Origin of the sequence: Streptomyces sp. NBC_00038 (assembly GCF_026343635.1) — a bacterium.
GTDB lineage: Bacteria > Actinomycetota > Actinomycetes > Streptomycetales > Streptomycetaceae > Streptomyces.
The window spans coordinates 1,172,560-1,194,747 of record NZ_JAPELQ010000001.1; the positions used below are offsets into that span (position 1 = coordinate 1,172,560).

The window sequence follows — 22,188 nt, forward strand, 5'->3', positions numbered from 1 at the left end:
AAGAGATGAAGGCTCCATGAAGGGCTTCTCTGAACGCTCTAAAACCAGGACGTGAATTCCAAGTGAACAACGACCAGTGCCCGGCATCCCGTGGGATACCGGGCACCGCCTCCCCCGTGAGGCGTCAGGAGGGATCGCTCACTGAACGGTCAGGACGATCGCGCCGGAGTAGGTGCCGCCCGGCTCGACGGCGGTCGTGGTGCCGTCGACCGTCATGGTCAGGGACTTGCCGCGCGGTGCCCGTACGGCCGCGCCGGCGGCGACGGCGAGCTTGGTCAGGTACGACGTGCCGGTCACCGTCCAGGACGAGCCGCTGTTCAGCTGCACGACCACGCCGTTGTTGACGGCGGGCCGCGCGGTGTTGGTGACCTCGCCCAGCTCGTAGAAGTTCGAGGCGTCGATAGTGCCGACGTGGTGCTTGGCCGCGGTCGCCGAGATGACGCCCTGGACGGTGGAGTCCTCGAAGGTGAGGACCATGTTCTTGCCCTTGCGCATGCCGTTGTAGAAGTCGCCCTTCAGGGCGATGGAGTCGAAGGTGGCGGCGCCGTCGGCGGTGTGGACGGCGGTCACGTCGAAGGCGGAGTCCTTCGTCGGGTCGCCCGTGGGCTCGGTGTAGACGCCGGTGTTGAGCATCTTGCCGTCGACGTTCACCGGGCCCGGGTCGTCGAGCTGGATCATCTGCAGGATGATCCCGTTGCGCGGGTTGAGCCGGGCACCGCCTGAGCCGTCCACCGTGATCGCGGTCTGCTGCCCCTTGTTGAGGAAGGTGGCCTTCTCGGAGTTGACGACCGTGCCGCCGTCGAGCCTCAGCGTGCCCGTGCCGAAGAACATGTAGCCGAAGTGGCCCGAGTCGACGACCGTGTTCCGGACCGGGAGTGCGGCCAACTCGGCGGCGGTCAGCCCCAGTCCGAGCGAGGAGTTGAGTTCCGCGACGGCTGCCCGGGCGCTGTCGCCGTAGTGGACCGAGGCGGCGGGCCCGGCGATGATCGTCGCGTAGCTGCCGACGTCGAACCGCGAGCCGAGGACCCGGACGGTGGCGTCCCCGATCGCGTACGTGCCGTAGCCGTACGTGCCCGTGTTGCCGACCCTGCTGTTGATCGCCGTCAACTGGAGGCCGCTGCCGCCCTCCACCGACAGGGCGCCCCAAGTCTCCGAGAACACCGAGGAGTTGATGTACGTGGCCTTGGTGTTCGCGCCGATCAGGTTGGTGGCGCGGACGTTGCCGTCGAGGCCGAGCATCCAGGGCACCGACTCCATGTACGGGGTCTCCACGGTCGCCTGGTAGTCGGCGGGCAGGACACCGTTCTCCGCCTGGAGCTCGGAGTTCTTCACGATGACGTTGGCGCCGTCGTTGGCGATGACGGTGGTGCGGACCACGCCCTTGGTCGCTATCCGGGCGCCGTCCACGACGAGCTTGGTGGACGACCCGGTGCCGACGACCGCGGCGCCGTAGCCCGCGAAGTCGCAACGGCCGTTGCCCGTCAGGGAGATGGCGGCCTTCTGCAGCGTGTAGCTGCCGTTCTGCACGAAGACGCCGTCGAAGCACTCGCCGGTCGAGGTGATGGCGACGCCTTTGGCGAGCGTGTCGGTGAGCTTGCCTCCGCGCACGCTGCTGAGGACCGACTTCGTGGTCACCACGCCGTCGGCGTCGACGTAGACGGCCTGCCGGAACGGGAACGTGAGGGTCTCGTACGTCACCGCGTTCGCCTCCGCGACGGTGAGGACGAGGTCGCCCCGATACGTGCCCGCCGAGATCAGCGTCTCGGTTCCGCCCGTCCCGGTGAGGAGTTGGCCGGTCTCCACGCCGTCGACGGTCAGCGTGACGCTGTAGCCGTCGGGCGCGGTGACCTTGCCGCCGTCGGCGATGGACAGCTCGCTCACGCGCGTGGTGGCGGAGAGTTCGTACGTCTCGCCGGAGCCGACCGAGATCTTCGTGCCGGACGCGATTCTCGTCGGCGCGGCGGTCGCCGAGGCCGCCGGAACCAGCAGGGCGCCGGCTGTGGCGGTACCTGCGATCAGGATCGAGCGTCGGGTGATCAGCGTCATTGCATGCCTTCCGAGGGTTCGAGTACGCCGTCGCACAGCGTGACCGGCGGCCGCCGGATACAGGGTGGCGAGGGCCCGGGCCGAGGCACCGAAGGTGCGCACGAGGGAGTGAATCAGCCCTGCACACCCGGGAATAGGAGCCGCGCACACGCATATCGGAGCCCGATGCCTCGGATCACGCCGCCCGCTTCATGGCGGTCACACAGAGTGCCCACAGGGCATGCGGAAAGGCGGGGCGGGCCACCGAAGCAGCCCGCCCCGCCGTCGAGTCGGAGTCTCTGGTCAGGCGGGGGCGATCATTCCGGCCGACAGATCGATGTCCGCCCCGCACAGGCCCGGCATGGCGAGCATCGCCACCAGCGCCCGGGCGACCTCGTCCTCCTCCACCAGCCGGTTCAGGGCCGCGCGGGCGGCGAAGTCCCGCTCGGCGGCCTCGGCGGTGGTGCCGGTCAACTCGGCCGTCAGGCGGAAGTTGCGGTCCATGCGCGGGCCCCGAACCGGGCCCGGGGAAAGCGAGTTGACGGAGACGCCGTACGGTCCGACCTCTCCCGCCAGTGTCCGGGTCAGGCCGAGGAGCGCCATCTTGGACGCGGTGTACGGGGTCCGGTTGAGCAGCGGCCGTTTGCCGCTCACGGACGCGATGTTCACGATGTCGCCGTGCCCGGCCTCGATCATCGGCGGCAGGAAGGCCCGGCACAGCAGGTACACCCCGCGTACGTTGGCCGCGAACACCTCGTCCCACTCGTCCGGTTCGATGTCGGTGAGCGGCTTCACCGGACCGGCGACCCCGGCGTTGTTGACGAGCAACGACACGTCCTCGTCGATGAGTTCGGTGGCGAGCGCGCTCACCGACTCAGGATCGGAGACGTCACACACCGCCGTACGAGCCCGTCCGCCCTCCTTCACCACCCGCGTCGCCGCGTCCGCGAGCGCCTGTTCGCTCCGGCCCACGAGGATCACCCGGGCGCCGGATCCCGCCAGGGCGAGCGCGAAGGCCCGCCCCAGCGGTCCGCCGCCGCCCGTGATCAGCGCCGTACGCCCGCGCAGTGTCATGCGACGTTCCACGGCAGCTCGTCGCCCGCGGCCTTCGCGGCCCGTACGTCTCCGGATCGGGCGTGCCCCTCGAAGAGCTCGACACGCGAGGCGCGCCCGCACAGCCGTCCGAGCAGGGCCCCCGACCCGGTGTCGGTGACCTCCTGATACGTCACGGTCTTGAGGTACTTCCCCACCCACAGACCGCCGGTGTAGCGGGCGGCACCACGTGTGGGGAGCACATGGTTCGTCCCGATGACCTTGTCGCCGAACGACACACACGTGCCCTCGCCGAGGAAGAGGGCGCCGTACTGGGACATGCGTGTCAGCGCCAGCCGTGGTTCGGCCGTCAGGACCTCCACATGTTCGAAGGCGAACTCGTCGGCGAGCGCGTACATCTCGTCGACGGTGTCCACGACGTGCACCTGCCCGTGGTCGCGCCAGGCGGGCCCGGCGAAGTCGCGCGTGGGCATGCCGGGGAGGAGGCGCTCCACCTCGGCGATGGTCTTCTCGGCGACCTCCCGGGAGGTGGTGATGAGGACGGCCGGGGAGTCGGGTCCGTGCTCGGCCTGGGAGAGCAGGTCGACGGCGCAGACGAAGGGGTCGGCGGTGTCGTCGGCGAGGACCAGGATCTCGGTCGGGCCCGCGAACAGGTCGATCCCGATCTCGCCGAAGAGCTGCCGCTTCGCCTCGGCGACGTAGGCGTTGCCGGGCCCGGCGATCAGGTTGACCGGCTTCATGGTGTCGGTGCCGACGGCCATCGCGGCGACGGCCTGCACCCCGCCGAGCAGCCAGATCTCGTCGGCGCCCGCGAGGTGCGCGGCGGCGACGGTGGCCGCCGGTATCTCGCCGTGGATCGGCGGCGTACAGGCGACGACGCGCGGGACGCCGGCGACCTTCGCCGTGACGATGGTCATGTGCGCGGACGCGGTCAGCGGGTAGCGCCCGCCGGGGATGTAGGCGCCCGCCGCCCGCACCGGGATGTGCTTCTGCCCGAGCCGTACACCCGGCAGGGTCTCCACCTCGAACTCGCCCATGGAGTCGAGCTGTTGACGGGCGAAGGAGCGCACCTGTTCCTGCACGAACCGGATGTCGTCGATCACCTGCTGCGGGACCGAGGCGACGATCTCCTCGATCTCCTCGGCGGAGAGCCGGAAGGAGTCGGGGCTCCACTTGTCGAACTTCTCGGAGTAGGCGCGCACGGCGTCGTCACCGCGCTCGCGGATGTCCGCGATGACGCCTGTGACGGTCTCGCGCACCTGGTCGAGCGAGGCCGTGACCTCGGCCTTCGGAACTGCGTGCTTCAGTGTCGTTGCCACAACTGCGGCCCTTCTGGGGGTAGTCGGATCAGACCGGCGGAGCGACGAACAGCACGTCCGGATCGTTGAACTGCTCCTTGGCGACCGATTCGCTCATCGGGTCGGCGGTGCCCCACTGGTCCTGGGTGACCGGGTCGCCGACGTCGTGGCGGCCGGGGTGCCACAGGTCCTCTTCGAGGACGGCGAGTTCGGTCGTGTACTCGACGGTGTTGCCGTGCGGGTCGTGGAAATACGAGAAGGTGTTGTCGCCCGCGAGATGGCGGCCGGGCCCCCAGGTGAGCCTGGTCCCGGCGCGCAGCGCGCGCCCGGTGCCGCGCATGTACTCCTCGACGCCGCGCATCTCGAACGAGGCGTGGTGCAGGGAGACATGGGGGCCGCGCGCGATGGCGAAGGAGTGGTGCAGGGGGCTGCACCGCAGGAAGTACATGAGGTCGCCCATGTGCGTCGAGTACAGGGTGTCGGTGAGCCGGAACCCGAGGTGCTGGACGTAGAAGTCCCGCAGCCCTTCCGGGTTCTGGGAGTTGACCACGCAGTGCGAGAGGCGGACGGGGATCGCCTCGCGCTCCTCGATCCTGCGGTGGGTGCGGGTCTCGACGTCCGCGGACACCTCGACGACGCGTCCGTCCGGGTCGAAGAAGCGGAAGCCGTATCCGCCGCCCGGGGTGTCCAACACGCCGGGCTCGCCGATGAGTTGGACCCCGGCCCGGCCGAGACGTACATGCAGCTCGTCCACGGCGGCCGGCGAGATGGCGCCGAACGCGACCAGGTCCATCCGCTTCCGCTCGTCCTCGCGGATCCGGACGATGTACTGCTCGGGGCTGCCTTCGGCGGCGAAGAACGCGATACCGCTGTCGTTCGCGACCTCGGTCAGGCCCCACGTGGTGCCGTAGAAGGCGCGCTGCCTGTCGAAGTCCGGTACGGCTAGGTCGACATGGCGCAGATGGGTGATGGGCTGGAAGGTGGTCACTGTCCGCTCCTGACGGTGTTGCGCTGGTGGCCCAGGCCGGTGATCTCCGCCTCCATGACGTCCCCGGGCTTGAGGAAGACACCCCAGTGCGCGCCGTTGCCCGCCGGGGAGCCGGTGAGCAGCAGGTCGCCGGGGCGCAGGGTGGTGGTCGACGAGACGTAGGCGATGAGCTGCGGAATGTCGAAGATCATGTCCTTGGCGGTCTCGTCCTGGCGCACGACTCCGTTGTGGCGCAGGGTGATCCGTACGTCCGAGGGATCGCCGACGAAGGCGGCCGGTACGAGGAAGGGGCCGGTCGGCAGGAAGGTGTCGGCGTTCTTGGCGGTGAACCAGTCGGTGCCGATGGCCTTCAGGTCGGGCCGGTAGAGCCGGTCGCGGGTCGTGAGGTCGTTGCAGATGGTGTACGCGGCGACGTACTCCATGGCGTCCGAGGCGGGGATGTTCCTGCCCGACTTTCCGATGACCAGGGCGAGTTCGAGTTCCCAGTCGTGCTGTTCGCCGAGCACGGGCAGCACCACGTCGTCGTACGGGCCGCAGATCGCGCGCGGCGAGCCGAGGAAGACGTACGGGACGCCGCTGCGGATCCGCTCGTCCATCATCCTCTCGGCGTTGGCGCGCGCCTCCTCGGGCGTGGCGCCGTGCACGCTCTCCTTCTCGGCGGCCACCAGGTCCACCACGTGTTTGCGGTAGTTGGCGCCGCTCTGCAGGATCTGGCCGGGCTCGACGGGGGCGAGGACGCGGAGGTCGGCGAGGTCGTACCAGCTGTCGTCCGCCTCGACGGCGAGGAGCACCAGACGGGGAAAGAGGACGTCCCAGTCCTCGACGACCGCCCGCACGGACGGCGCCAGATCGGAGAGGCTGCGTACCCTCCGCCCGACGACCAGGCCCGGGAAGGCGCCGAATCCGTCGGCTGCGAAGGTGCCGAGCGCGAACGGTCCGGCATGGGTGGGGAGTCGGTCGGGCACGGGCGCTCCTCGCGGGGATGGGTGGCTTGCCTCCGACGCTAGGCACCGCACGGGGTGCGGCGGAAATGGCGATCCGCGATGCCTGGCATCAGGGCCCCGGAGGCCCGGTGATCAGCGGCCCATCGTCGTACGGGATGGATGACGTGCCCCTTGCCGATGCCTCGATCCGTTGACCCTGCATCCGGGCTCCCAGCAGGCTCGGAGCACCGTCCGACCCGAGGAGAGATGCGTGATCGTCGAGCATGCCGAGCTGACCGTGGTGGCCGGCCGTGAAGGGGACTTCGAGGCCGTCTTCGAGAAGGCGCGCGAGGTGCTCGACGGGGCCGACGGCTTCCGCTGGACCGAGCTGCTGCGCTGCGAGGAGCGGCCGCGGACATTTCTGCTGCTGGTCGGCTGGGAGTCGGTCGAGGCCCACACCGTGGGGTTCCGCGAGTCGGAGCGCTTCCAGCGGTGGCGGGCGCTGGTCGGCCCGTTCTTCGCCGAACCACCGTCGGTCGAGCACTTCCGGCGGCTCGGCGACCGCTTCGCCGGCTGACCGCGCCACCCCTCCGCTTCTACGTATCCAAGGATCATCCATGCCCGTACAGAAGGTGCTCGTCGTCGGCGGCGGCATCACCGGAAGCGTGCTGTCCCTCGCACTCGCCCAGCGCGGCGTCGAGGTCGAGCTCGCCGAGATAGCGCCCCAGTGGTTCGGTGTGGGCCACGGCATCACCATCCAGGGCAACGCCCTCAAGGCGCTGCGCTCCGTCGGCGTACTGGACCGGGTACTGGCCCGAGCCGTCCCCTTCGACCGGTTGCGGCTGCGCCGGGCCGACGGCGAGCTGATCGCGGAGCTGCCCACCCCGCACACCGGCGGCGAGGATCTCCCGTCGACGGCGGGCGCGCTGCGCTCGGACCTGCAGAACGCGCTGTGCGACGCGGTGTACGCGCACGGGGTGCGGGTCCGTCTCGGACTGAGCGTCGAGAAGCTCGACCAGTCCGCCGGGCACGTGGACGTCACCTTCACCGACGGTTCCGCCGGGCGCTACGACCTGGTCGTTGGGGCCGATGGCATCAACTCCGCGATGCGCTCGCTGATCGGCATCACCACCGAGCCCCGTACGGTCGGCATGTCGATCTTCCGGGTGGTCGCGGAGCGCCCGGCCGAGATGGACTGCGCCGAGGTCTACTACGGCGGCCCGCGCTACAAGGCCGGCTACTCCCCCATCTCGGCCGACCAGTGCTACGCCTATCTACTCGACGAGAACCTGGACGCCTCGCTGATCGGGCCCCGCGCTCCCCTGCCGCTGCTGCGTGAGCGCGGCGCCGGGTACGGGGGCGTCTGGGGCAAGATCCTCGCCTCGTTGCCCGAGGACACGGCGGTGGACTACCGGTGGATCGAGGCGATCCTCGTCGACGAGCCCTGGCACCGCGGCCGGACGGTGATCATCGGCGACGCGGCGCACGCCTGCCCGCCACTGATCGCCCAGGGCGCGGCGATGTGCGCGGAGGACGCGGTGGTGCTCGCGGAACTGGTCACCGGCGCGGAGCCGCTCGACCGGGCGCTCGACACGTTCATGGCGCGCCGGCTGCCCCGGGTTCGCGTGGTCCTGGAGAACTCGCTGCGCCTCGCCGACTGGGAGATCCACCCGGACACGCCGGGCGCCGACCCCGGCCGGATCATGTCCGAGACCCTGGACTATCTGACGGCGGCGGCATGAGCACCCCCGTCGTGGACTTCCACGGCCATCTCGCGGTCCCCGCCGCCGACGCGCTCTGCGCGGGCACTCCGGGCCTCGCCGCCGAGCTGGCAGCCGAACAGCGGGCGCACTCCCCCGCGTCGCTCACCGCCAATCGCGCCCAACTCCGGCGCCTGGCGCCAAAGTTGACGGACGTCAGCGCCCGGCTCGGTGACCTGGACGCGATGGGCGTCGCCATCCAGGTGGTCGGTCCGATGCCGATGCACCACTACTGGGCGGACGAGGGTCTCGCCGTACGCCTGGCCAGTACCGTCAACGAAGCGGTGGCCGCGCACTGTGCCACCGCACCCGAGCGGCTGTACGGCCTGGGCACGGTCCCGCTTCAGCACCCCGACCTCGCCGTCGCGCTGCTCGACAAGGCGGTCACCGAGTACGGCCTGTACGGGATCAGCGTGTCCACCGCCGTCGAGGGCCGGGAACTGGCCGACCCGGCGCACGACGCGGTGTGGCAGAAGGCCGAGGAACTGGGCGCCGTCGTGTTCGTGCACCCCTGGGGCTGCTCGCTCGGTGAGCGGCTGGCCGGCCACTACCTGGGCAACACGGTCGGCCAGCCCGTCGAGACGACGGTCGCGCTGTCGCATCTCATCTTCACCGGCGTCCTGGACCGCTTCCCGCGCCTCAAGCTGGTGGCCGCGCACGGCGGGGGCTATCTGCCGACGTACATCGGCCGTTCCGACCACGCCTGGCACGTGCGCGAGGACGCGCGGGGCTGCGCCGAGCCGCCGAGCGCATACCTGAAACGGATGTGGTTCGACGCGCTGGTCTACACCCCGCGCGCCCTGCGCGCTCTCGTCGAGGAGGTCGGTGTGGACCGGGTCGTCCTCGGCACGGACTTCCCGTTCGACATGGGGGTCGACGATCCGGTGGCGCGGCTGGACGCCGCCGGTCTGTCACCGGCCGACCGTGCCGCCGTCGCCGGGGGCAACGCCCTCGACCTGCTGCAGAAAGGACGTATCCGATGAGCCTCGGTCCCATCGAGGAAGAGCTCGCCAAGGCCCGCTCCGCGTACCGCAATTGGGGACGCTGGGGCGAGGACGACGTGCTGGGCACGCTGAACCACATCGACGACGCGATGCGCGCGCACGCGGCGGGTCTTGTCCGCCGCGGCCGGTCCTTCTCGCTCGCCCAGGAGTTCAACGAGGACGGCCCGCAGCGCGGCTTCCGCGGCCGGATCAACCCCGTCCACTACATGAAGGACACCGGCTCCGACGCGGCCGCCGGGACGCAGGGGTTCCCGCACGGCTTCGGCGGCGCCGACGACCATGTCGTGATGCCGCTGCAGGCCTCCACGCAGTGGGACGGACTTGGCCACATCTACGACAACAAGCAGGCGTGGAACGGCCGCCCGTGCACCATCGTCAACGGCGACGGCGACTCGGTCACCGGCATCGAGCACATGAGGAACGCCTTCACCGGCCGCGGTGTCCTGCTCGACGTCGGCCGCGCGGTCGGCGACGAACACGGCGAACTCCCGGACGGATTCGCGATCCAGGAGGAACACCTGCGCGCCACGATCGAGGCCCAGGGCGCCACCTCCTCCGTACGCCGCGGCGACCTGGTGCTCATCCGCACCGGGCAGTTGGGCAGGGTACGGCGGCTCGGCGAATGGGGCGGGTACGCCGCCGGGGACGCCCCCGGTCTCTCCTTCACCACGCTCGGCTGGCTGCATCGCACGGAGATCGCCGCGATCGCCTCCGACACCTGGGGGCTTGAGGTACGTCCGTACGAGTTCCCCCAGCCCGCCATGTCCCCCTTGCATCAGATCGCGATCCCCAACATGGGTCTTCCGCTGGGTGAGATGTGGGACCTGGAGGAGCTGGCCGAGGACTGCGCGGCGGACGGCGTCCATGAATTCCTGCTGGTCGCCGCGCCCCTGCCGGTGACCGGCGCGGTGGGCGCGCCCGTCAACCCGATCGCGATCAAGTGAGTACCCCGATGAACACCACCAGGTTCTCCGGCACGCTCCACTTCCCCGGCGACGAGGACTTCGAGGAGGCGTGCTTCGGGCGGGTCTTCAACGCCCGTCGCCCGTCGGACCGTTCACCGGCGGCCGTCCTGAATGCGGTCTGCGAGCAGGACGTCGTCGAAGGAGTGCGGCTCGCGACCGAGCGCGGCTGGCAGGTCGCCGTACGTTCCGGAGGGCACAGCTGGGCCGCCTGGTCGGTGCGTGACGAGGCACTCCTGATCGACCTCGGAGGTTTTCGGGAGCTGTCGTACGACGAGACGACCGGGATCGTGGCAGCGACGCCCAGCGTGCGCGGCGGCGACGAACTCAACCCGTATCTGGGTGAGTTCGGGCGGTTCTTCAACGGCGGGCACTGTCCGTCGGTCGGCATCGGCGGCTTCCTGCTCCAGGGCGGGCAGGGCTGGAACGCGCGCGGTTGGGGCTGGGCGGCGGAGAACATCGTCGCGATCGATGTCGTCACCGCCGAGGGCGAGCTGGTGCGCGCGGACGAGACGCGGCACAGCGACCTGTTCTGGGCGGCGCGCGGTGCGGGCCCCGGCTTCTTCGGGGTGGTCACCCGCTTCCACCTGCGCACCCGCCCGTTGCCGAAGCATCTGGCGCACACCGTGCACGCGTACCCGCTCGACCTCTTCGACGAGGTCATGACCTGGCTGCACGGCATGCACCACACGGTCTCCGACCTGGTCGAGATCGTCGCCCTCACGCAGACCCCGCCCGGCCAGGACGAGCCGGTGCTGCTGGTCACGGGCGTCTCCATGACCGACACGCCCGAGCAGGCCGCCGAGGCGCTGGCGCCGCTGCACGCCAATCCGTACGCCGACCGGGCGCTGTTCCGGATCGAGGCACAGCGGACGACACTCGCCGAACAGATCCAGGGCCAGCGGATCGCCAACCCCGAGGGCCACCGTTATCTCGTCGACAACGCCTGGCTGACCGGGCCCGCCGACGAGGTGGTCCCGGCGATCCGCAAGGCGTTCACCGACCAGCCGACCCGGGGGACCTTCACCATCTGGTTCTCGATGGCCCCACTGCGCCAACTCCCCGACATGGCCTTCTCCTTGCAGTCGGAGATCTACTGCGCGACGTACGTCGTCCACGACGAACCCGAGCGGGACGCCGAGCTGCGGGCCTGGCTCGACGACGCGATGGTGCGGATGCGGCCGGTCACCGCGGGCCAGTACCTCGGGGACTCCGACTTCACCGTGCGGCAGCTGAAGTTCATGGGCGACGCGCAATGGCGGCGGCTCCAGGAGATACGAGCCGTGCGCGACCCGAAGGGGCTCTTCGCCGGCTATCTGAGCGCGGGCACCGTCACCAACACCAACCACTGGGAGCAGCATGCGGTTCGCGACATATGAACACGAGGGCGTGGAGAGCGCCGGGGTCGTCCGGGCCGGGGTCATTCATCCGCTGCCGCCCGGCACCACCGTCCTCGCGCTCGTCGAGCAGCAGGCACTGCACCACGCAGGGGCTGAAGCACTTGCCAAGGACAGCGACTTGACGGTGGATCAGGTACGGCTGCTGCCCCCACTGAAGCCCCCGTCCATCCGGGACTTCGTCGGATTCGAAGCGCACATCGAGGGCGTCGCCAAGTCGCTGGACGGTCTGGAGCAGGTGCCCGAGGAGTGGTACCGGGCGCCGAACTTCTACTTCACCAATCCGCACGCGGCGTACGGCGCGCACGACAACGTGCCGATTCCCGCAGGGTGTTCGGTCCTCGACTTCGAGCTGGAGGTGGGTGCGGTCATCGGCCGCAGCGGCCGGGACCTCACGCCCGAGGAGGCCCATGAGCACATCGTCGGCTACCTCGTCTTCAACGACTGGTCCGCGCGCGATCTGCAGAAGCCGGAGAAGAACCTGGGCCTCGGCTTCTCCAAGGGCAAGGACTTCGCCAACACCCTCGGCCCGTACCTGGTCACCGCGGACGAGGTGGCGGACCGGCTCGATCCGGACGGCTTCCTCGACCTGGAGATGACCGTCACGCTCAACGGCGAGCTGATCGGCCGCGACACCCTGGCGAACGTGTCCTGGACCTTCGCGGAGATGACGGCGTACGCCTCCCGCGACGCCTGGGTGCGCCCCGGCGACATCCTCGGCTCGGGCACCTGCGGCTGGGGCGCGCTCGCCGAGTTCTGGGGCCGCGTCGGGGAACGTACGCCCCCGCCACTGAAGCCCGGCGACGAGGTGACGCTCACCGTGGAACGCCTCGGGTGCCTCTCCAACCGGATCGTGCTCGGGCGCACGGACGTGTATCTGCCGCGTGCCCGCAAGCGGGGCCGGACGCCCCGGCCGTAGCGCTCCCCTACCCCTGTCGACCTGCACACATTCAGGGATCCGATGGCTGCTATCGGATCCCTGTGAGTTCCCTCCCGGACTCTTCCTCGACGGGAACCCGGTCGTTACGCTCCGGTTTCACCGAGCTTCAACGACGCGGCCGGAAGGAAACACGCATGGGTCTCGGAGCAATCGACCTGAATCTTCTGGTGGCACTGGAAGCCCTCCTGGAGGAGAAGAACGTCACGCACGCGGGTGTCCGGCTCTCCACCAGCCAGTCCGCGATGAGCGGCTCGCTCGCCCGGCTGCGGCGGCACTTCAACGACGAGCTGCTGGTGCGGGTGGGTCGGGAGTACGAGCTCACGCCGCTCGCGGAGCGGCTGCTTCCCGTCGTCCAGGCCTCCCTGTACAAGGCCGAGGAGGCGATGTCGCTCACGCGCAGCTTCGACCCGGAACGCAGTCGGCAGCGCTTCTCGGTCGTGATGTCGGACTACGTGATGACGGTGTTCATGGAGCCGCTGCTCCGGGTCATCGCGCGCGAGGCACCGGGCGTCCGCATCGACTTCCATCCGCTGGTGCACGGGCAGCCCGAGAGCGAGACGCATCTGCGCTGCCACGACCTGATGGTGGTGCCGCTCGGCTACCGGCTGCCCGGGATCAGCGAGGCGGTGATGCACGACCGGTTCGTGTGCATCGTCGACCCCGACAATCCACGCCTGATCGACGGGCGGCTCACGCTGCGCGACCTCGCCGAACTCCCGCACGCTGCCTCGGCCTTCGGCAAGAGTCTCACCCCGGCCGACCGCCAGCTGGAGACCCTCGGGATCACCCCGCGGGTGCAGGTCAGCGCGCCGGGCTTCAGCGTGCTGCCGTTCCTGGTCGGCGGCACCGACCTGGTGGCGATGGTGCCGGAACGGCTCGCGCGGCGGTACGAGGGGTTCGCCCGGTGTGTCACCGTGCCGGCGCCCTTCCCCGACGTACCCCTGGTGGAGGCCATGTACTGGCACCACAACCGGCACTCGGACCCGGCGCACCGGTGGCTCCGCGAGACCCTGCGGAAGGTGGGGGCGACGCTGGACGAGCCCGTACGGCCGGAGGCGGTCGAGATCGCCGACGTGGATGCCAGCCATGAGGAACACGCGTTTCCGGAGCTGGCCCCGGCTTCCTAGCGTGGAGCGGAGCCCTTCGGTGGAGGGCCCGCATCCCGCACCCCCTTGGAGGAAGCCGTGAGCCGTGCACGTCTGGCGGGCCGCACCGTCGTCATCACGGGAGCCGCGCAGGGCCAGGGAGCCGCCGAGGTGGCCGCCGCGGCCCGCGAGGGCGCCACGGTCCTCGCGACGGACGTACTCGACGACCTGGGCGAGAAGCTGGCCGCGTCCCTGCGCGCCGACGGCCTGGACGTGCGCTACGAGCATCTGGACGTGTCGTCCCCGGACGACTGGTCGGCCCTGGCCTCGTCCCTTCCGGCCGTGCACGGGCTGGTCAACAACGCCGGGATCCCCATGCGCGCCCGCCTCGGCTCGGTCGAACTCACCGACTGGAACCGGGCGTTCGCCGTGAACACCACCGGCCCGATGCTCGGCATCCAGGCCCTCGTCCCGCTCATGGGCGAGGGCTCCTCCATCGTCAACGTCGGCTCGGTCGCCGGTCTCACCGCCCATCACGCGGTCGCGTACACGGCCAGCAAGTGGGCGCTGCGGGGGCTGTCGAAGGTGGCCGCCCTGGAGCTGGCCCCGCGCGGCATCCGTACGAACGTGATCCACCCCGGCTACATCGAGACGCCGCTGATGGCGACCGCCAACCCGGTGTTCACCCAGGCGCACCTGGCGATGACTCCGCAGGGGCGGCCGGGCACCTGCGACGAGGTGGCACCCCTGGTCGTCTATCTGCTCTCCGACGAGTCCTCGTACGTGAACGGCGCGGAGATCACCGTGGACGGCGGCTACTCGGCGCACGGCGGGGTGAAGGCGATCACGAACGCGCTCGACGCGCACTGACGTCGCGGCGTCGCCCGGGTTTCAGTCGCGCGGCCAGGGACGCCCGTCGAGGCGCTCGACGTCACGGTTCAGCCGGCTGAGATATCCGGCGAACTCCGCCACTTCCTCGGCCGACCACTCGAGCATGACCTTCTCCAGGCCGCTGATGTTCTCGGTGCGGTCGGCGGCGAGGCGGCGCTCGCCCTCAGTGGTGATGGCGAACTTGCGGGCCATGCCGCCCTCGGGGTCGGGCATGCGCTCGACGACCCCGTTCCGCAGCATGGCGGCGGTCTGCCGGTTGAGGGTGGAGGTGTCCAGACCGAAGGCCTCGCTGAGCTGGCCGATGGACATCGGACCCTCGACCTGGATACGGCTGAGCAGGAGATAGGCACTCCGGTCCAGGCGCCCCTCGAGACCCCGTGCGCGCGGGGTGAGCAGGGCCATGTACCGCCCGAGCAGCATGGTCTCGAACTCGATCAGGTCAAGGGGCTTGTCCACGCGACGCTTCCTTCGGCTCCTGGCTCGCTTCCCCGCCGGGAAGCCAACTCCCCCGACAGTTATACCAGGCGCGATGTGTATGATGCATCGGACGTGCATAATGCACATCACTTGCATGATGCATCTCGCCAGGATCCGGAAGATCAACAGGGAGTACCCCCGTGGACAGTTCCAAGCCCACACCCCGCTCCGGCGGTGTTGTCGGCATCCTCGCCTTCGCGGGCATCGTGGCCGCGTTGACGCAGACCCTGGTCGTGCCGCTCATCGGGGAGCTGCCGACCATGTTCGACACCTCCCCCTCGAACGCTTCCTGGGTGATCACCGCCACCTTGCTGGCGGCTGCGGTGGCGACTCCCGTCGCCGGACGCCTCGGCGACATGTACGGCAAGCGGCGCATGCTGCTGGCCTCCCTGGTACCGCTCGTCCTGGGCTCGGTGGTCTGCGCCCTGTCCTCCTCGGTGGTCCCGATGATCGCCGGACGCGGTCTCCAGGGCCTGGGCATGGGCGTGGTGCCCCTGGGCATCAGCCTGCTGCGTGACGTAGTGCCGGCGGAGAAGCTCGGCTCGTCCATCGCGATCATGAGCGCGTCCATGGGCGTGGGCGGCGCACTCGGCCTGCCGTTCTCCGCGGCCATCGCCGAGAACGCCAGCTGGCGCGTGCTGTTCTGGGTCGTCGCCGTCCTGGCTCTCGCGGTCGGCACCCTGATCTTCTTCCTCGTGCCCGCGGGCCGCGAGAACTCCGCCTCGGGCGGCTTCGACGTGCTCGGCGCGATCGGACTCGGCGCGGCGCTGGTCTGCCTGCTCCTCGGCGTCTCCAAGGGCGCCGACTGGGGCTGGGGAAGCGGCACCACCCTCGGCCTGCTCGGCACCGCGATCGTCCTGCTGCTGGCCTGGGGCCGGTGGGAGCTGCGTACCGGCGAGCCGCTGGTCGACCTGCGTGTGACCGCCCGTCCGCAGGTGCTGATGACGAACGCGGCCTCGATCCTGGTCGGGTTCGCGATGTACGCCCAGTCGCTGGTGGTGCCTCAGCTGCTCCAGCTGCCCGAGGCCACCGGGTACGGTCTGGGCCAGTCGATGCTGGCCATGGGCCTGTGGATGGCCCCGGCGGGCCTGATGATGATGGTGATGTCGCCGATCGGCGCCAAGCTCTCCGCCGCCAAGGGCCCCAAGGTCACCCTGTCCGTCGGAAGCCTCGTCATCGCCGTGGGCTACGGCATCTCCCTGCCGCTGATGAGCACCGGCTCCACCTGGGGCCTGCTGGTCGTGACCATCGTCTGCAACACGGGCGTCGGCTTCGCCTACGGCGCGATGCCCGCGCTCATCATGGGCGCGGTGCCCCAGTCGGAGACCGCCTCGGCCAACAGCTTCAACACCCTGATGCGCTCGATCGGCAGCTCCGTGTCGGCCGCCGTCATCGGTGTCGTCCTCGCGCAGATGACCACGGACTTCGGCGGCTACGCCCTGCCCTCCGAGGACGGTTTCCGTGTCGCCATGCTGATCGGCTGCGGCGTGGGCCTCGGGGCGGCGATCCTCGCCTTCTTCATCCCCGTCCGGGCGGCGGCCACGGAGCTGGAGCCCACCGCCACGTCGGACTCCGCTCCCGAGGCGTCCGAGGTCAAGGCCTGATCTGATCCGTCCCGGAGTCGGGCGGCCGCCCCACAGTGGGGCGGCCGCCCGACTCCGGAGCGTGGCGGCAGATCCCGCACTCAACCGCCCAGCCGGAGACCGGCGAGCCAGACGTCGGGGCCGCCCTGCTCACGGTCGGGTGTCCTGCCGTCGAACGGCGCATCCCGCCCCGGAGGTCGGCGCCGGAGCAGAGCGAGCACCTTCCGGACATGCGGGGTAAGGACGGTGGCGGACATTGGGCCTCCTGTGTCGTGGGGTCCTTGCACCCCACCGACGAACACGCCCTAAGCCGATCGACACTCCGCGAGCCGCCTCTCCAGGAACCGCCGCTCCGCCTCGTTCTCCACCAACTCCAGGGCCCTGCCGTACGCCTCGGCCGCGTCCGCCGTACGCCCGCCGCGGCGCAGCAGATCCGCGCGGGTGGCCGGCAGCAGGTGATAGCCGTCCAGCTCGCCCTCCCTCTCCAACTCCGCCACGAGCGCCAGGCCCGCCGGGGGCCCCTCCGCCATGCCGACGGCCACCGCGCGGTTCAGCCGCACCACGGCGGAGGGCACGAAGCGGGCAAGCTCCCCGTACAGCGCCGCGATGTCGGCCCAGTCCGTCTGCTCCGCCGTGGCGGCGGTGGTGTGGCAGGCCGCGATGGCCGCCTGGATCTGGTACGGCCCCGGACGCCCGCGCCGCAGTGCCGTCTCGAGCAGGGCGGCGCCCTCGTCGACCGCGGCCCTGTCCCAGGCCGTACGGTCCTGGTCCTCCAGCGTCACCAGCTCGCCCGCCGCGTCGGCCCGAGTGCCGCGCCGCGCGTCGTGCAGCAGCAACAGCGCGAGCAGGCCGAGCACTTCGGGTTCGTCAGGCATCAGGCGGGCCAGGACGCGGGCGAGCCGGAGGGCCTCCGCGCAGAGGTTCGTGCGCAGCAGATCGGCGCCGGCCGTGGCGGCGTACCCCTCGTTGAAGAGCAGGTAGAGCACGCCGAGGACGCCCGTCGTGCGTTCGGGCAGCAGATGCGCGGGCGGTACGCGGTAGGGGATGCCCGCGTTGCGGATCTTCCGCTTGGCGCGGACCAGGCGCTGCGCCATCGTCGCCTCGGGGACGAGGAAGGCGCGGGCGATCTCGGGTGTGGTCAGTCCCGCGAGGGTACGCAGCGTCAGCGCCACCCTCGCCTCGATCGGGAGCGCCGGGTGGCAGCAGGTGAAGATCAACCGCAGCCGGTCGTCCCCCACTTCACTCCCGTAGTCGGAGTCCTCCGGGTCGCAGGGCCCCTCGTCCCGTGCCAGCACGGCCACCTCCCGCAGCTTCGCCGCGCCCGCCGCCTCCCTTCGCAGTACGTCCAGGGCGCGGTTGCGTGCAGTCGTGGTCAGCCAGGCGCCGGGGCGGCTCGGCACGCCGTCGCGCCGCCACCGGTCCAGGGCCCGCGCGAAGGCGTCCTGCGCGCACTCCTCGGCGAGGTCCCAGTCGCCGGTCACCCGGATCAGGGTGGCGACGACCTGGCCCCATTCCTCGCGAAAGGCGGCGGCGACCGCCTCCTCGACGTCGTTCACTCCCGGCTCACTCCCAGACCGGACGTACTTCGACCGAGCCGCCGCCCAGCGCGGCGGGGTGCCGCGAGGCGAGCGAGATGGCCTCGTCGAGGTCGGCGACCTCGACGATGTCGATGCCCGCGACGTACTCCTTGGACTCCACGAACGGCCCGTCGCTGAGCAGCACTTCGTCGCCCTGGACACGCACGGTGGTGGCGTCGGAGGCCGGCCGCAGCCGCGCGCCGCCCTTCACGATGTCGCGGCCGCGCACCTCCTCGATGTACGAGAGGAAGCGGGGGTCGTCGGCGATCTCCTGGGGGCTGAGCTCCTCGCCGCCGACGGGGTTGCAGATGAACAGCGCGTACTTCATGACCGGCCCCCCGTGAGTCCGGCGTCGAACGGGACCGAGGTGTGCTGGTGGACGATCTGCCAGCGGTCGCCGGCGGCGCGGTAACCGGTGGTCACCCGCGCCGTGGCGTCCAGGGGCTCACCGGTGACGAGCGTGGCGCGCATCCGCACGAGCGCGTGATTGAACGCGACGCTCTCGTCGACCCGGACGCGGAAGTCGAGCACCTCACGCTCCACGGGTCCGGACAGCGTCGAGAACCACAGCTCCTCCGCCTTGCGGAGCGCCTTGATCCCGCTCTGCTCCAGACCGCTCACGGGGTGGAAGACCTCGACGTCCGGGGCGTAACAGGCCATTGCCCGGTCGAAGTCCCGCTCAGTGGCCGCGGCGGTGAGTTCCGCGTCGATCCGGCGGATCTCCGCCTCGGCGTCCTCGTCGTCCCAGAACGCGCGCACCTCCATGGCGCCGATGGTCGCCACAGGGTGTTTGGCTGCCGCCTCGACGGCCTCCTCCAGGGTGTCGCACTCGAGGATGTCGTACCCGGCGATGTACTCCTTGGTCTCCGCGAACGGCCCGTCGGTGCGCAGCACTTCGCCGTCGCGGACACGGACGGTGACCGCGTCGGCGGGGAGCCGCAAGCGGTGGCCGTGTAGCCGTACGCCGCGCTCGGCGCCCAACTCCTCGACCCAGGGTTCGACGGGCGCCATACCGGAGGCCTCGGCGGTGTCGTCACCACAGACCAGCAGCATGTACTTCATGGGTTCCTCCCGGTGCTCATGAGCTTCCTTCACCCCACCGACGAACGGTCCGGCGCCGAATCGACACCCTTCCAGGTTCTCTTGCTCGGCGTGCGTTCTCTTATATCCGCCGGACACACGAGGGAGCCGGGGCGCAAGGCCCCGGCTCCCTCCTCGTACGCGCAGTTCTAGACGGCCGCCGCCTCCGCCGTCTCACCTGTGACGCCCACCGTCGAGCGTGCGGTGTTCTTCCGCACCAGCAGCAAGGTGACCACCGCACCGAGCAGCGAGGCGCAGCCGCAGATCACCACGCCGATGGCCATGCCGTGGCCGAGCGCGGTCTGGGCCGCCGCCCTGGCGCTGTCGCTGCCCGCGTTCACCACGGCAAGGGGACCGGCCGCGGCCTCCATGCCCGCGTCCGCCCCGCTGAGCTTGCCCACAAGGGCCGAGGACGCGGCGCTCATCGCGATGGTGCTGATCACGGCCGGGCCGAGGCCCTGGCCGAACTCGCGCACCAGGCTGGTGGCGCCGCTGGCCATGCCGGTCATGTGGATCGGAACGGCGTTCACGGCGGCCGAGGTCAGCGAGGACACGACGCAGATGAAGCCGATGCCGAGCAGCAGCACCGGGCCGATGAAGGCGGCGAGGGAGGTCGTGGTGATGGGGAGGGCGGCGATCCAGAACTGTCCCGCGGCCATCGGCAGCAGGCCGCCCATCAGGAGCCAGCGGGCGTCGACGCGGGTCAGCATCCGGCTCAGCACCGGTGCAAGGAGCAGCGGGATCAGCTGGAGGATCACGAACGGCATGCTCGCCCGCAGTGCGCTCAGATGCATCACGGCGCCGAGCCGGATGGAGACGCAGTACGCGGTGCCGATGAAGCCGAACATGCCGGCGAGCGCGACGACCGCGGCGGCGGCGAACGACGGGATCTTCAGCAGGTCGAGGTTGAACATGGGCGAGGCGGCGCGGGTCTCCGCGACGATGAATCCGACGAGGGCCACCGCCGCGAGGGCCAGCGAGCCGACGATCGCCGGGCTGCTCCAACCGCGCTCGCCGCCCTCGATGATGCCCCAGAGCAGGGCGGTGAGGCCGACGGCGATGGTGATCTGCCCCGGCCAGTCCAGACTGCGGCCCTCGGGGGCCTTGGAGTCGGTGACCAGTTTCCAGCAGGCGACCGCGACCACCAGACCGAGCACGACCGGCGGTACGAACGCCCAGCGGAAGTCAGCGACCGTGGCAAGAATTCCAGAGGACAGGGGCCCCACGGCGGAGGCGAGCGAGATGCTCAGCGCCCACGTGGAGACCGCCTTCGCACGGTCCTTCCCGTCGGGGGTGGCGGCCGCGATGACGGCGAGGGAGCTGGGGAAGAGCGCGGCGGCACCGACACCCGCCAGAGCCTGGCCCGTCCACATCATGGTGATGTTCTGCGCGGTGGCGTTGAGGAGTTCACCGAGCGCGAGGATCAGTCCGCCGAGTACCAGCAGGCGCTTGCGGCCGAACAGGTCTCCCAGTACACCGAAATTCAGCTCGAGAATCGCGGTGGGCAGAATGAAGGCGGAGGTCACCCAGGCCACCTGGGAACCCGAGGCCCCGAAAGCGGCCTGAATTTCCCCGTTGATGGGAGAGGGAACGGTAATGCACAACTGCGCCGCTGCCACTGCGAGGCAGCAGGCTATGAGTGTTCCTCTGTCCAGCCTTTTCAGGGAGTTCAAGGAGATCGAATCCGTCATCGTGCGTGCCCTCACTCTGCGTTCTTCAGGTGGTCGTGCTCGACGTTTTTCTCTATGAGTTCGATGAGATTTCCCTCGGGGTCGGTGACCCAGGCCATGCGAATACCGGGCTCGGGGGACGGCCCCGGCGCCATGGCCTCGCCCGCTCCGTGGGCCACCAGGGCCGCGTACACGGGGTCGAGCTCAGGGGTCGTGACCGCGAAGTGCCCGTATCCCTCGGTGAGGGCGGCGGTCAGCGGGTCGGGTGCGCGCAGCCCGGGCGTGGAACCGGGCCTGGCGAGCAGTTCGAGGCGCCAGCCGTGCGGATGCTCCAGGACCACGGCGCTCAGCCCGGGCCCTTCGAGGGTGAACTCGAAGACGGTCTTCAGGCCGAACGCCTTCTGGTACCAGTCGGTTTGGGCGGGCAGGTCGCGTACGTTGACGCCCACGTGGTCGAGTCGTGTGGTCACGGGCGCTCAGCCGGCCATCGCGCTGTCGCCGCCGTCGACCATGAGGTTCGCGCCGTTGACGAACGCGGCCTCGTCGGAGCAGAGGAAGGCCGCGGCCCGCGCGATGTCCTCGGGCTGCCCCACCCGCCCGACCGGGATCCGCGCTTCCAGCTGCGCCTTCGGCCCGTCGGGATCGTCGAGGAAGGGCGCGGTCGCGGACGTGCGGGTCATGCCGGGTGCGATCGTGTTGACGCGGATGTGGTGCGGGGCACCGGCCGCGCACAGGTGCTTGCTCATCGCCAGCACCCCGCCCTTGGCAGCGCCGTGCGGCACCATCGGCATGAAGGGGGCGCCCCGTACGGCGGCCACCGAGGCGACGTTGAGGACGGCTCCGCCGCCGCGGGCGATCAGGTGCGGCCAGGCCGCCTGCGTACAGAAGTACGGGACGTCGAGCTCGTTCCTGATGGTGAAGTACCAGTCCTCGGCGGGCATGGTCTCGAACGGCCCGTTCCGCAGGGCGGAGGCGTTGTTGTAGAGGATGTCGATCCCGCCGAGGGCCCCGATTCCCGCGCCGATCCACTCCCGGGCACCCGCTTCGGTGGACAGGTCCACGGGGGCGAGGGACTTCATGACTCCGCCGGCCTTCTCGACGAGTTCGACCGTTTCCGCGGCGGCGTCGGAGTCGATGTCGCAGCCGAATACGGTGGCCCCTTCTTCGGCGAATATCTGAGCCGCGGCCCGCCCTATTCCAGCCCCCGTGCCGCTGATGAAAGCGATTTTCCCGGCCAGTCGACCCATGATTGCCATGCCCCTTGTCCAGTGCCGCCGGTGTGCGGTGCTGGAAGCGTAGGTACGGCCTTTGACCAGAACAAGAAAAGGGTCGGCTCAGGGCCATCGCGGTGTCGTATGGCTGGTATGCGCGACGTCAGCCGCAGGAGGTCGCCGGGCGGCCGGAGTCCGGACGCGTACGGTTCAGCCCAGCGCCCCCGAAGAGCCGTTGAGCCCCGACCGCGCACGCGAGGACCC

General features: G+C 70.3%; 22 protein-coding genes. 9 read left to right on the top strand and 13 right to left on the bottom strand.

Annotation, left to right across the window (positions count from 1 at the left end; translation table 11 throughout):
* Window positions 1-138: 138 nt before the first annotated feature.
* The 5 genes from OG219_RS05455 to OG219_RS05475 all read right to left on the bottom strand — a co-directional run bounded on the left by OG219_RS05455 (window position 139) and on the right by OG219_RS05475 (window position 6,329).
* Window positions 139-2,046, bottom strand: coding sequence for a hypothetical protein (locus OG219_RS05455; RefSeq protein WP_266823411.1), 1,908 nt, complete (start codon window positions 2,044-2,046; stop codon window positions 139-141).
* Window positions 2,047-2,328: 282 nt separating this feature from the next.
* Window positions 2,329-3,099, bottom strand: coding sequence for an SDR family NAD(P)-dependent oxidoreductase (locus OG219_RS05460; protein ID WP_266823413.1), 771 nt, complete (start codon window positions 3,097-3,099; stop codon window positions 2,329-2,331).
* Entirely contained in the window at window positions 3,096-4,397 is a 1,302-nt protein-coding gene (gene hisD / locus OG219_RS05465) for a histidinol dehydrogenase (protein WP_266823415.1), read from the bottom strand. The genes OG219_RS05460 and hisD overlap by 4 nt, the downstream gene beginning before the upstream one ends.
* 28 nt (window positions 4,398-4,425) lie before the next feature.
* Window positions 4,426-5,364, bottom strand: a complete 939-nt coding sequence (locus OG219_RS05470) for a VOC family protein (protein WP_266823417.1) — start codon at window positions 5,362-5,364, stop codon at window positions 4,426-4,428.
* Complete coding sequence (locus OG219_RS05475) at window positions 5,361-6,329, bottom strand: fumarylacetoacetate hydrolase family protein (protein WP_266823419.1); 969 nt, start codon at window positions 6,327-6,329, stop codon at window positions 5,361-5,363. The genes OG219_RS05470 and OG219_RS05475 overlap by 4 nt, the downstream gene beginning before the upstream one ends.
* 229 nt (window positions 6,330-6,558) lie before the next feature.
* Here OG219_RS05475 and OG219_RS05480 point away from each other — a divergent pair, with 229 nt between their 5' ends.
* From OG219_RS05480 to OG219_RS05515, 8 genes are all read left to right on the top strand, one after another.
* Window positions 6,559-6,864, top strand: coding sequence for an antibiotic biosynthesis monooxygenase (locus tag OG219_RS05480; RefSeq protein ID WP_266823421.1), 306 nt, complete (start codon window positions 6,559-6,561; stop codon window positions 6,862-6,864).
* 40 nt (window positions 6,865-6,904) lie between these two features.
* Entirely contained in the window at window positions 6,905-8,029 is a 1,125-nt protein-coding gene (locus OG219_RS05485; protein ID WP_266823423.1) for an FAD-dependent monooxygenase, read from the top strand.
* Window positions 8,026-9,030, top strand: coding sequence for an amidohydrolase family protein (locus OG219_RS05490; protein WP_266823425.1), 1,005 nt, complete (start codon window positions 8,026-8,028; stop codon window positions 9,028-9,030). Before OG219_RS05485 ends, OG219_RS05490 begins: the two co-directional genes overlap by 4 nt.
* Window positions 9,027-9,995, top strand: a complete 969-nt coding sequence (locus OG219_RS05495; protein WP_266823427.1) for a cyclase family protein — start codon at window positions 9,027-9,029, stop codon at window positions 9,993-9,995. Before OG219_RS05490 ends, OG219_RS05495 begins: the two co-directional genes overlap by 4 nt.
* Before the next feature lie 8 nt (window positions 9,996-10,003).
* Window positions 10,004-11,392, top strand: coding sequence for an FAD-binding oxidoreductase (locus OG219_RS05500; protein WP_266823429.1), 1,389 nt, complete (start codon window positions 10,004-10,006; stop codon window positions 11,390-11,392).
* Window positions 11,373-12,329, top strand: coding sequence for a fumarylacetoacetate hydrolase family protein (locus OG219_RS05505; RefSeq protein WP_266823431.1), 957 nt, complete (start codon window positions 11,373-11,375; stop codon window positions 12,327-12,329). Before OG219_RS05500 ends, OG219_RS05505 begins: the two co-directional genes overlap by 20 nt.
* 155 nt (window positions 12,330-12,484) lie before the next feature.
* The gene (locus OG219_RS05510; RefSeq protein ID WP_266823433.1) at window positions 12,485-13,477 is read left to right on the top strand and encodes a LysR family transcriptional regulator; all 993 of its coding nucleotides are present in this window, start codon (window positions 12,485-12,487) and stop codon (window positions 13,475-13,477) included.
* Window positions 13,478-13,534: 57 nt separating this feature from the next.
* Complete coding sequence (locus OG219_RS05515) at window positions 13,535-14,305, top strand: SDR family NAD(P)-dependent oxidoreductase (protein WP_266823435.1); 771 nt, start codon at window positions 13,535-13,537, stop codon at window positions 14,303-14,305.
* Between the two features lie 21 nt (window positions 14,306-14,326).
* On the opposite strand, the gene OG219_RS05520 is transcribed toward OG219_RS05515, so the two are convergent.
* Window positions 14,327-14,782 carry a MarR family winged helix-turn-helix transcriptional regulator gene (locus OG219_RS05520; protein WP_266823437.1) on the bottom strand — a complete coding sequence of 152 codons (456 nt, stop codon included), beginning with the start codon at window positions 14,780-14,782 and terminating at the stop codon, window positions 14,327-14,329.
* A gap of 161 nt (window positions 14,783-14,943) precedes the next feature.
* Between OG219_RS05520 and OG219_RS05525 the strand changes: the two genes are divergently transcribed.
* On the top strand, window positions 14,944-16,407 hold the full coding sequence (locus OG219_RS05525; protein ID WP_266823439.1) for an MFS transporter: 1,464 nt from the start codon (window positions 14,944-14,946) through the stop codon (window positions 16,405-16,407).
* Window positions 16,408-16,487: 80 nt separating this feature from the next.
* Here OG219_RS05525 and OG219_RS05530 read toward each other — a convergent pair whose 3' ends face one another.
* The 7 genes from OG219_RS05530 to OG219_RS05560 form a co-directional block, all read right to left on the bottom strand.
* Window positions 16,488-16,643, bottom strand: a complete 156-nt coding sequence (locus tag OG219_RS05530; RefSeq protein ID WP_266823441.1) for a hypothetical protein — start codon at window positions 16,641-16,643, stop codon at window positions 16,488-16,490.
* A gap of 48 nt (window positions 16,644-16,691) precedes the next feature.
* On the bottom strand, window positions 16,692-17,942 hold the full coding sequence (locus OG219_RS05535; RefSeq protein WP_266823443.1) for an RNA polymerase sigma factor: 1,251 nt from the start codon (window positions 17,940-17,942) through the stop codon (window positions 16,692-16,694).
* Between the two features lie 7 nt (window positions 17,943-17,949).
* Entirely contained in the window at window positions 17,950-18,291 is a 342-nt protein-coding gene (locus OG219_RS05540; RefSeq protein ID WP_266823446.1) for a YciI family protein, read from the bottom strand.
* Window positions 18,288-19,025, bottom strand: a complete 738-nt coding sequence (locus OG219_RS05545; protein WP_266823448.1) for a nuclear transport factor 2 family protein — start codon at window positions 19,023-19,025, stop codon at window positions 18,288-18,290. Before OG219_RS05545 ends, OG219_RS05540 begins: the two co-directional genes overlap by 4 nt.
* 167 nt (window positions 19,026-19,192) lie before the next feature.
* Window positions 19,193-20,734 carry an MFS transporter gene (locus tag OG219_RS05550; RefSeq protein ID WP_266823450.1) on the bottom strand — a complete coding sequence of 514 codons (1,542 nt, stop codon included), beginning with the start codon at window positions 20,732-20,734 and terminating at the stop codon, window positions 19,193-19,195.
* An 11-nt stretch (window positions 20,735-20,745) separates the two neighbouring features.
* Window positions 20,746-21,183: a VOC family protein gene (locus OG219_RS05555; RefSeq protein WP_266823452.1), complete on the bottom strand. Its 438-nt coding sequence runs from the start codon at window positions 21,181-21,183 to the stop codon at window positions 20,746-20,748.
* 6 nt (window positions 21,184-21,189) lie between these two features.
* Complete coding sequence (locus OG219_RS05560; RefSeq protein WP_266823454.1) at window positions 21,190-21,969, bottom strand: SDR family NAD(P)-dependent oxidoreductase; 780 nt, start codon at window positions 21,967-21,969, stop codon at window positions 21,190-21,192.
* Window positions 21,970-22,188 lie beyond the last annotated feature (219 nt).

Bases quoted from the DNA above. Each gene is read 5' to 3' on its own strand.
- OG219_RS05455 (WP_266823411.1), bottom strand. From the start codon at position 2,046: ATGACGCTGATCACCCGACGCTCGATCCTGATCGCAGGTACCGCCACA.
- OG219_RS05460 (WP_266823413.1), bottom strand. From the start codon at position 3,099: ATGACACTGCGCGGGCGTACGGCGCTGATCACGGGCGGCGGCGGACCG.
- OG219_RS05485 (WP_266823423.1), top strand. From the start codon at position 6,905: ATGCCCGTACAGAAGGTGCTCGTCGTCGGCGGCGGCATCACCGGAAGC.
- OG219_RS05490 (WP_266823425.1), top strand. From the start codon at position 8,026: ATGAGCACCCCCGTCGTGGACTTCCACGGCCATCTCGCGGTCCCCGCC.
- OG219_RS05495 (WP_266823427.1), top strand. From the start codon at position 9,027: ATGAGCCTCGGTCCCATCGAGGAAGAGCTCGCCAAGGCCCGCTCCGCG.
- OG219_RS05500 (WP_266823429.1), top strand. From the start codon at position 10,004: ATGAACACCACCAGGTTCTCCGGCACGCTCCACTTCCCCGGCGACGAG.
- OG219_RS05505 (WP_266823431.1), top strand. From the start codon at position 11,373: ATGCGGTTCGCGACATATGAACACGAGGGCGTGGAGAGCGCCGGGGTC.
- OG219_RS05510 (WP_266823433.1), top strand. From the start codon at position 12,485: ATGGGTCTCGGAGCAATCGACCTGAATCTTCTGGTGGCACTGGAAGCC.
- OG219_RS05530 (WP_266823441.1), bottom strand. From the start codon at position 16,643: ATGTCCGCCACCGTCCTTACCCCGCATGTCCGGAAGGTGCTCGCTCTG.
- OG219_RS05540 (WP_266823446.1), bottom strand. From the start codon at position 18,291: ATGAAGTACGCGCTGTTCATCTGCAACCCCGTCGGCGGCGAGGAGCTC.
- OG219_RS05545 (WP_266823448.1), bottom strand. From the start codon at position 19,025: ATGAAGTACATGCTGCTGGTCTGTGGTGACGACACCGCCGAGGCCTCC.
- OG219_RS05550 (WP_266823450.1), bottom strand. From the start codon at position 20,734: ATGACGGATTCGATCTCCTTGAACTCCCTGAAAAGGCTGGACAGAGGA.
- OG219_RS05560 (WP_266823454.1), bottom strand. From the start codon at position 21,969: ATGGCAATCATGGGTCGACTGGCCGGGAAAATCGCTTTCATCAGCGGC.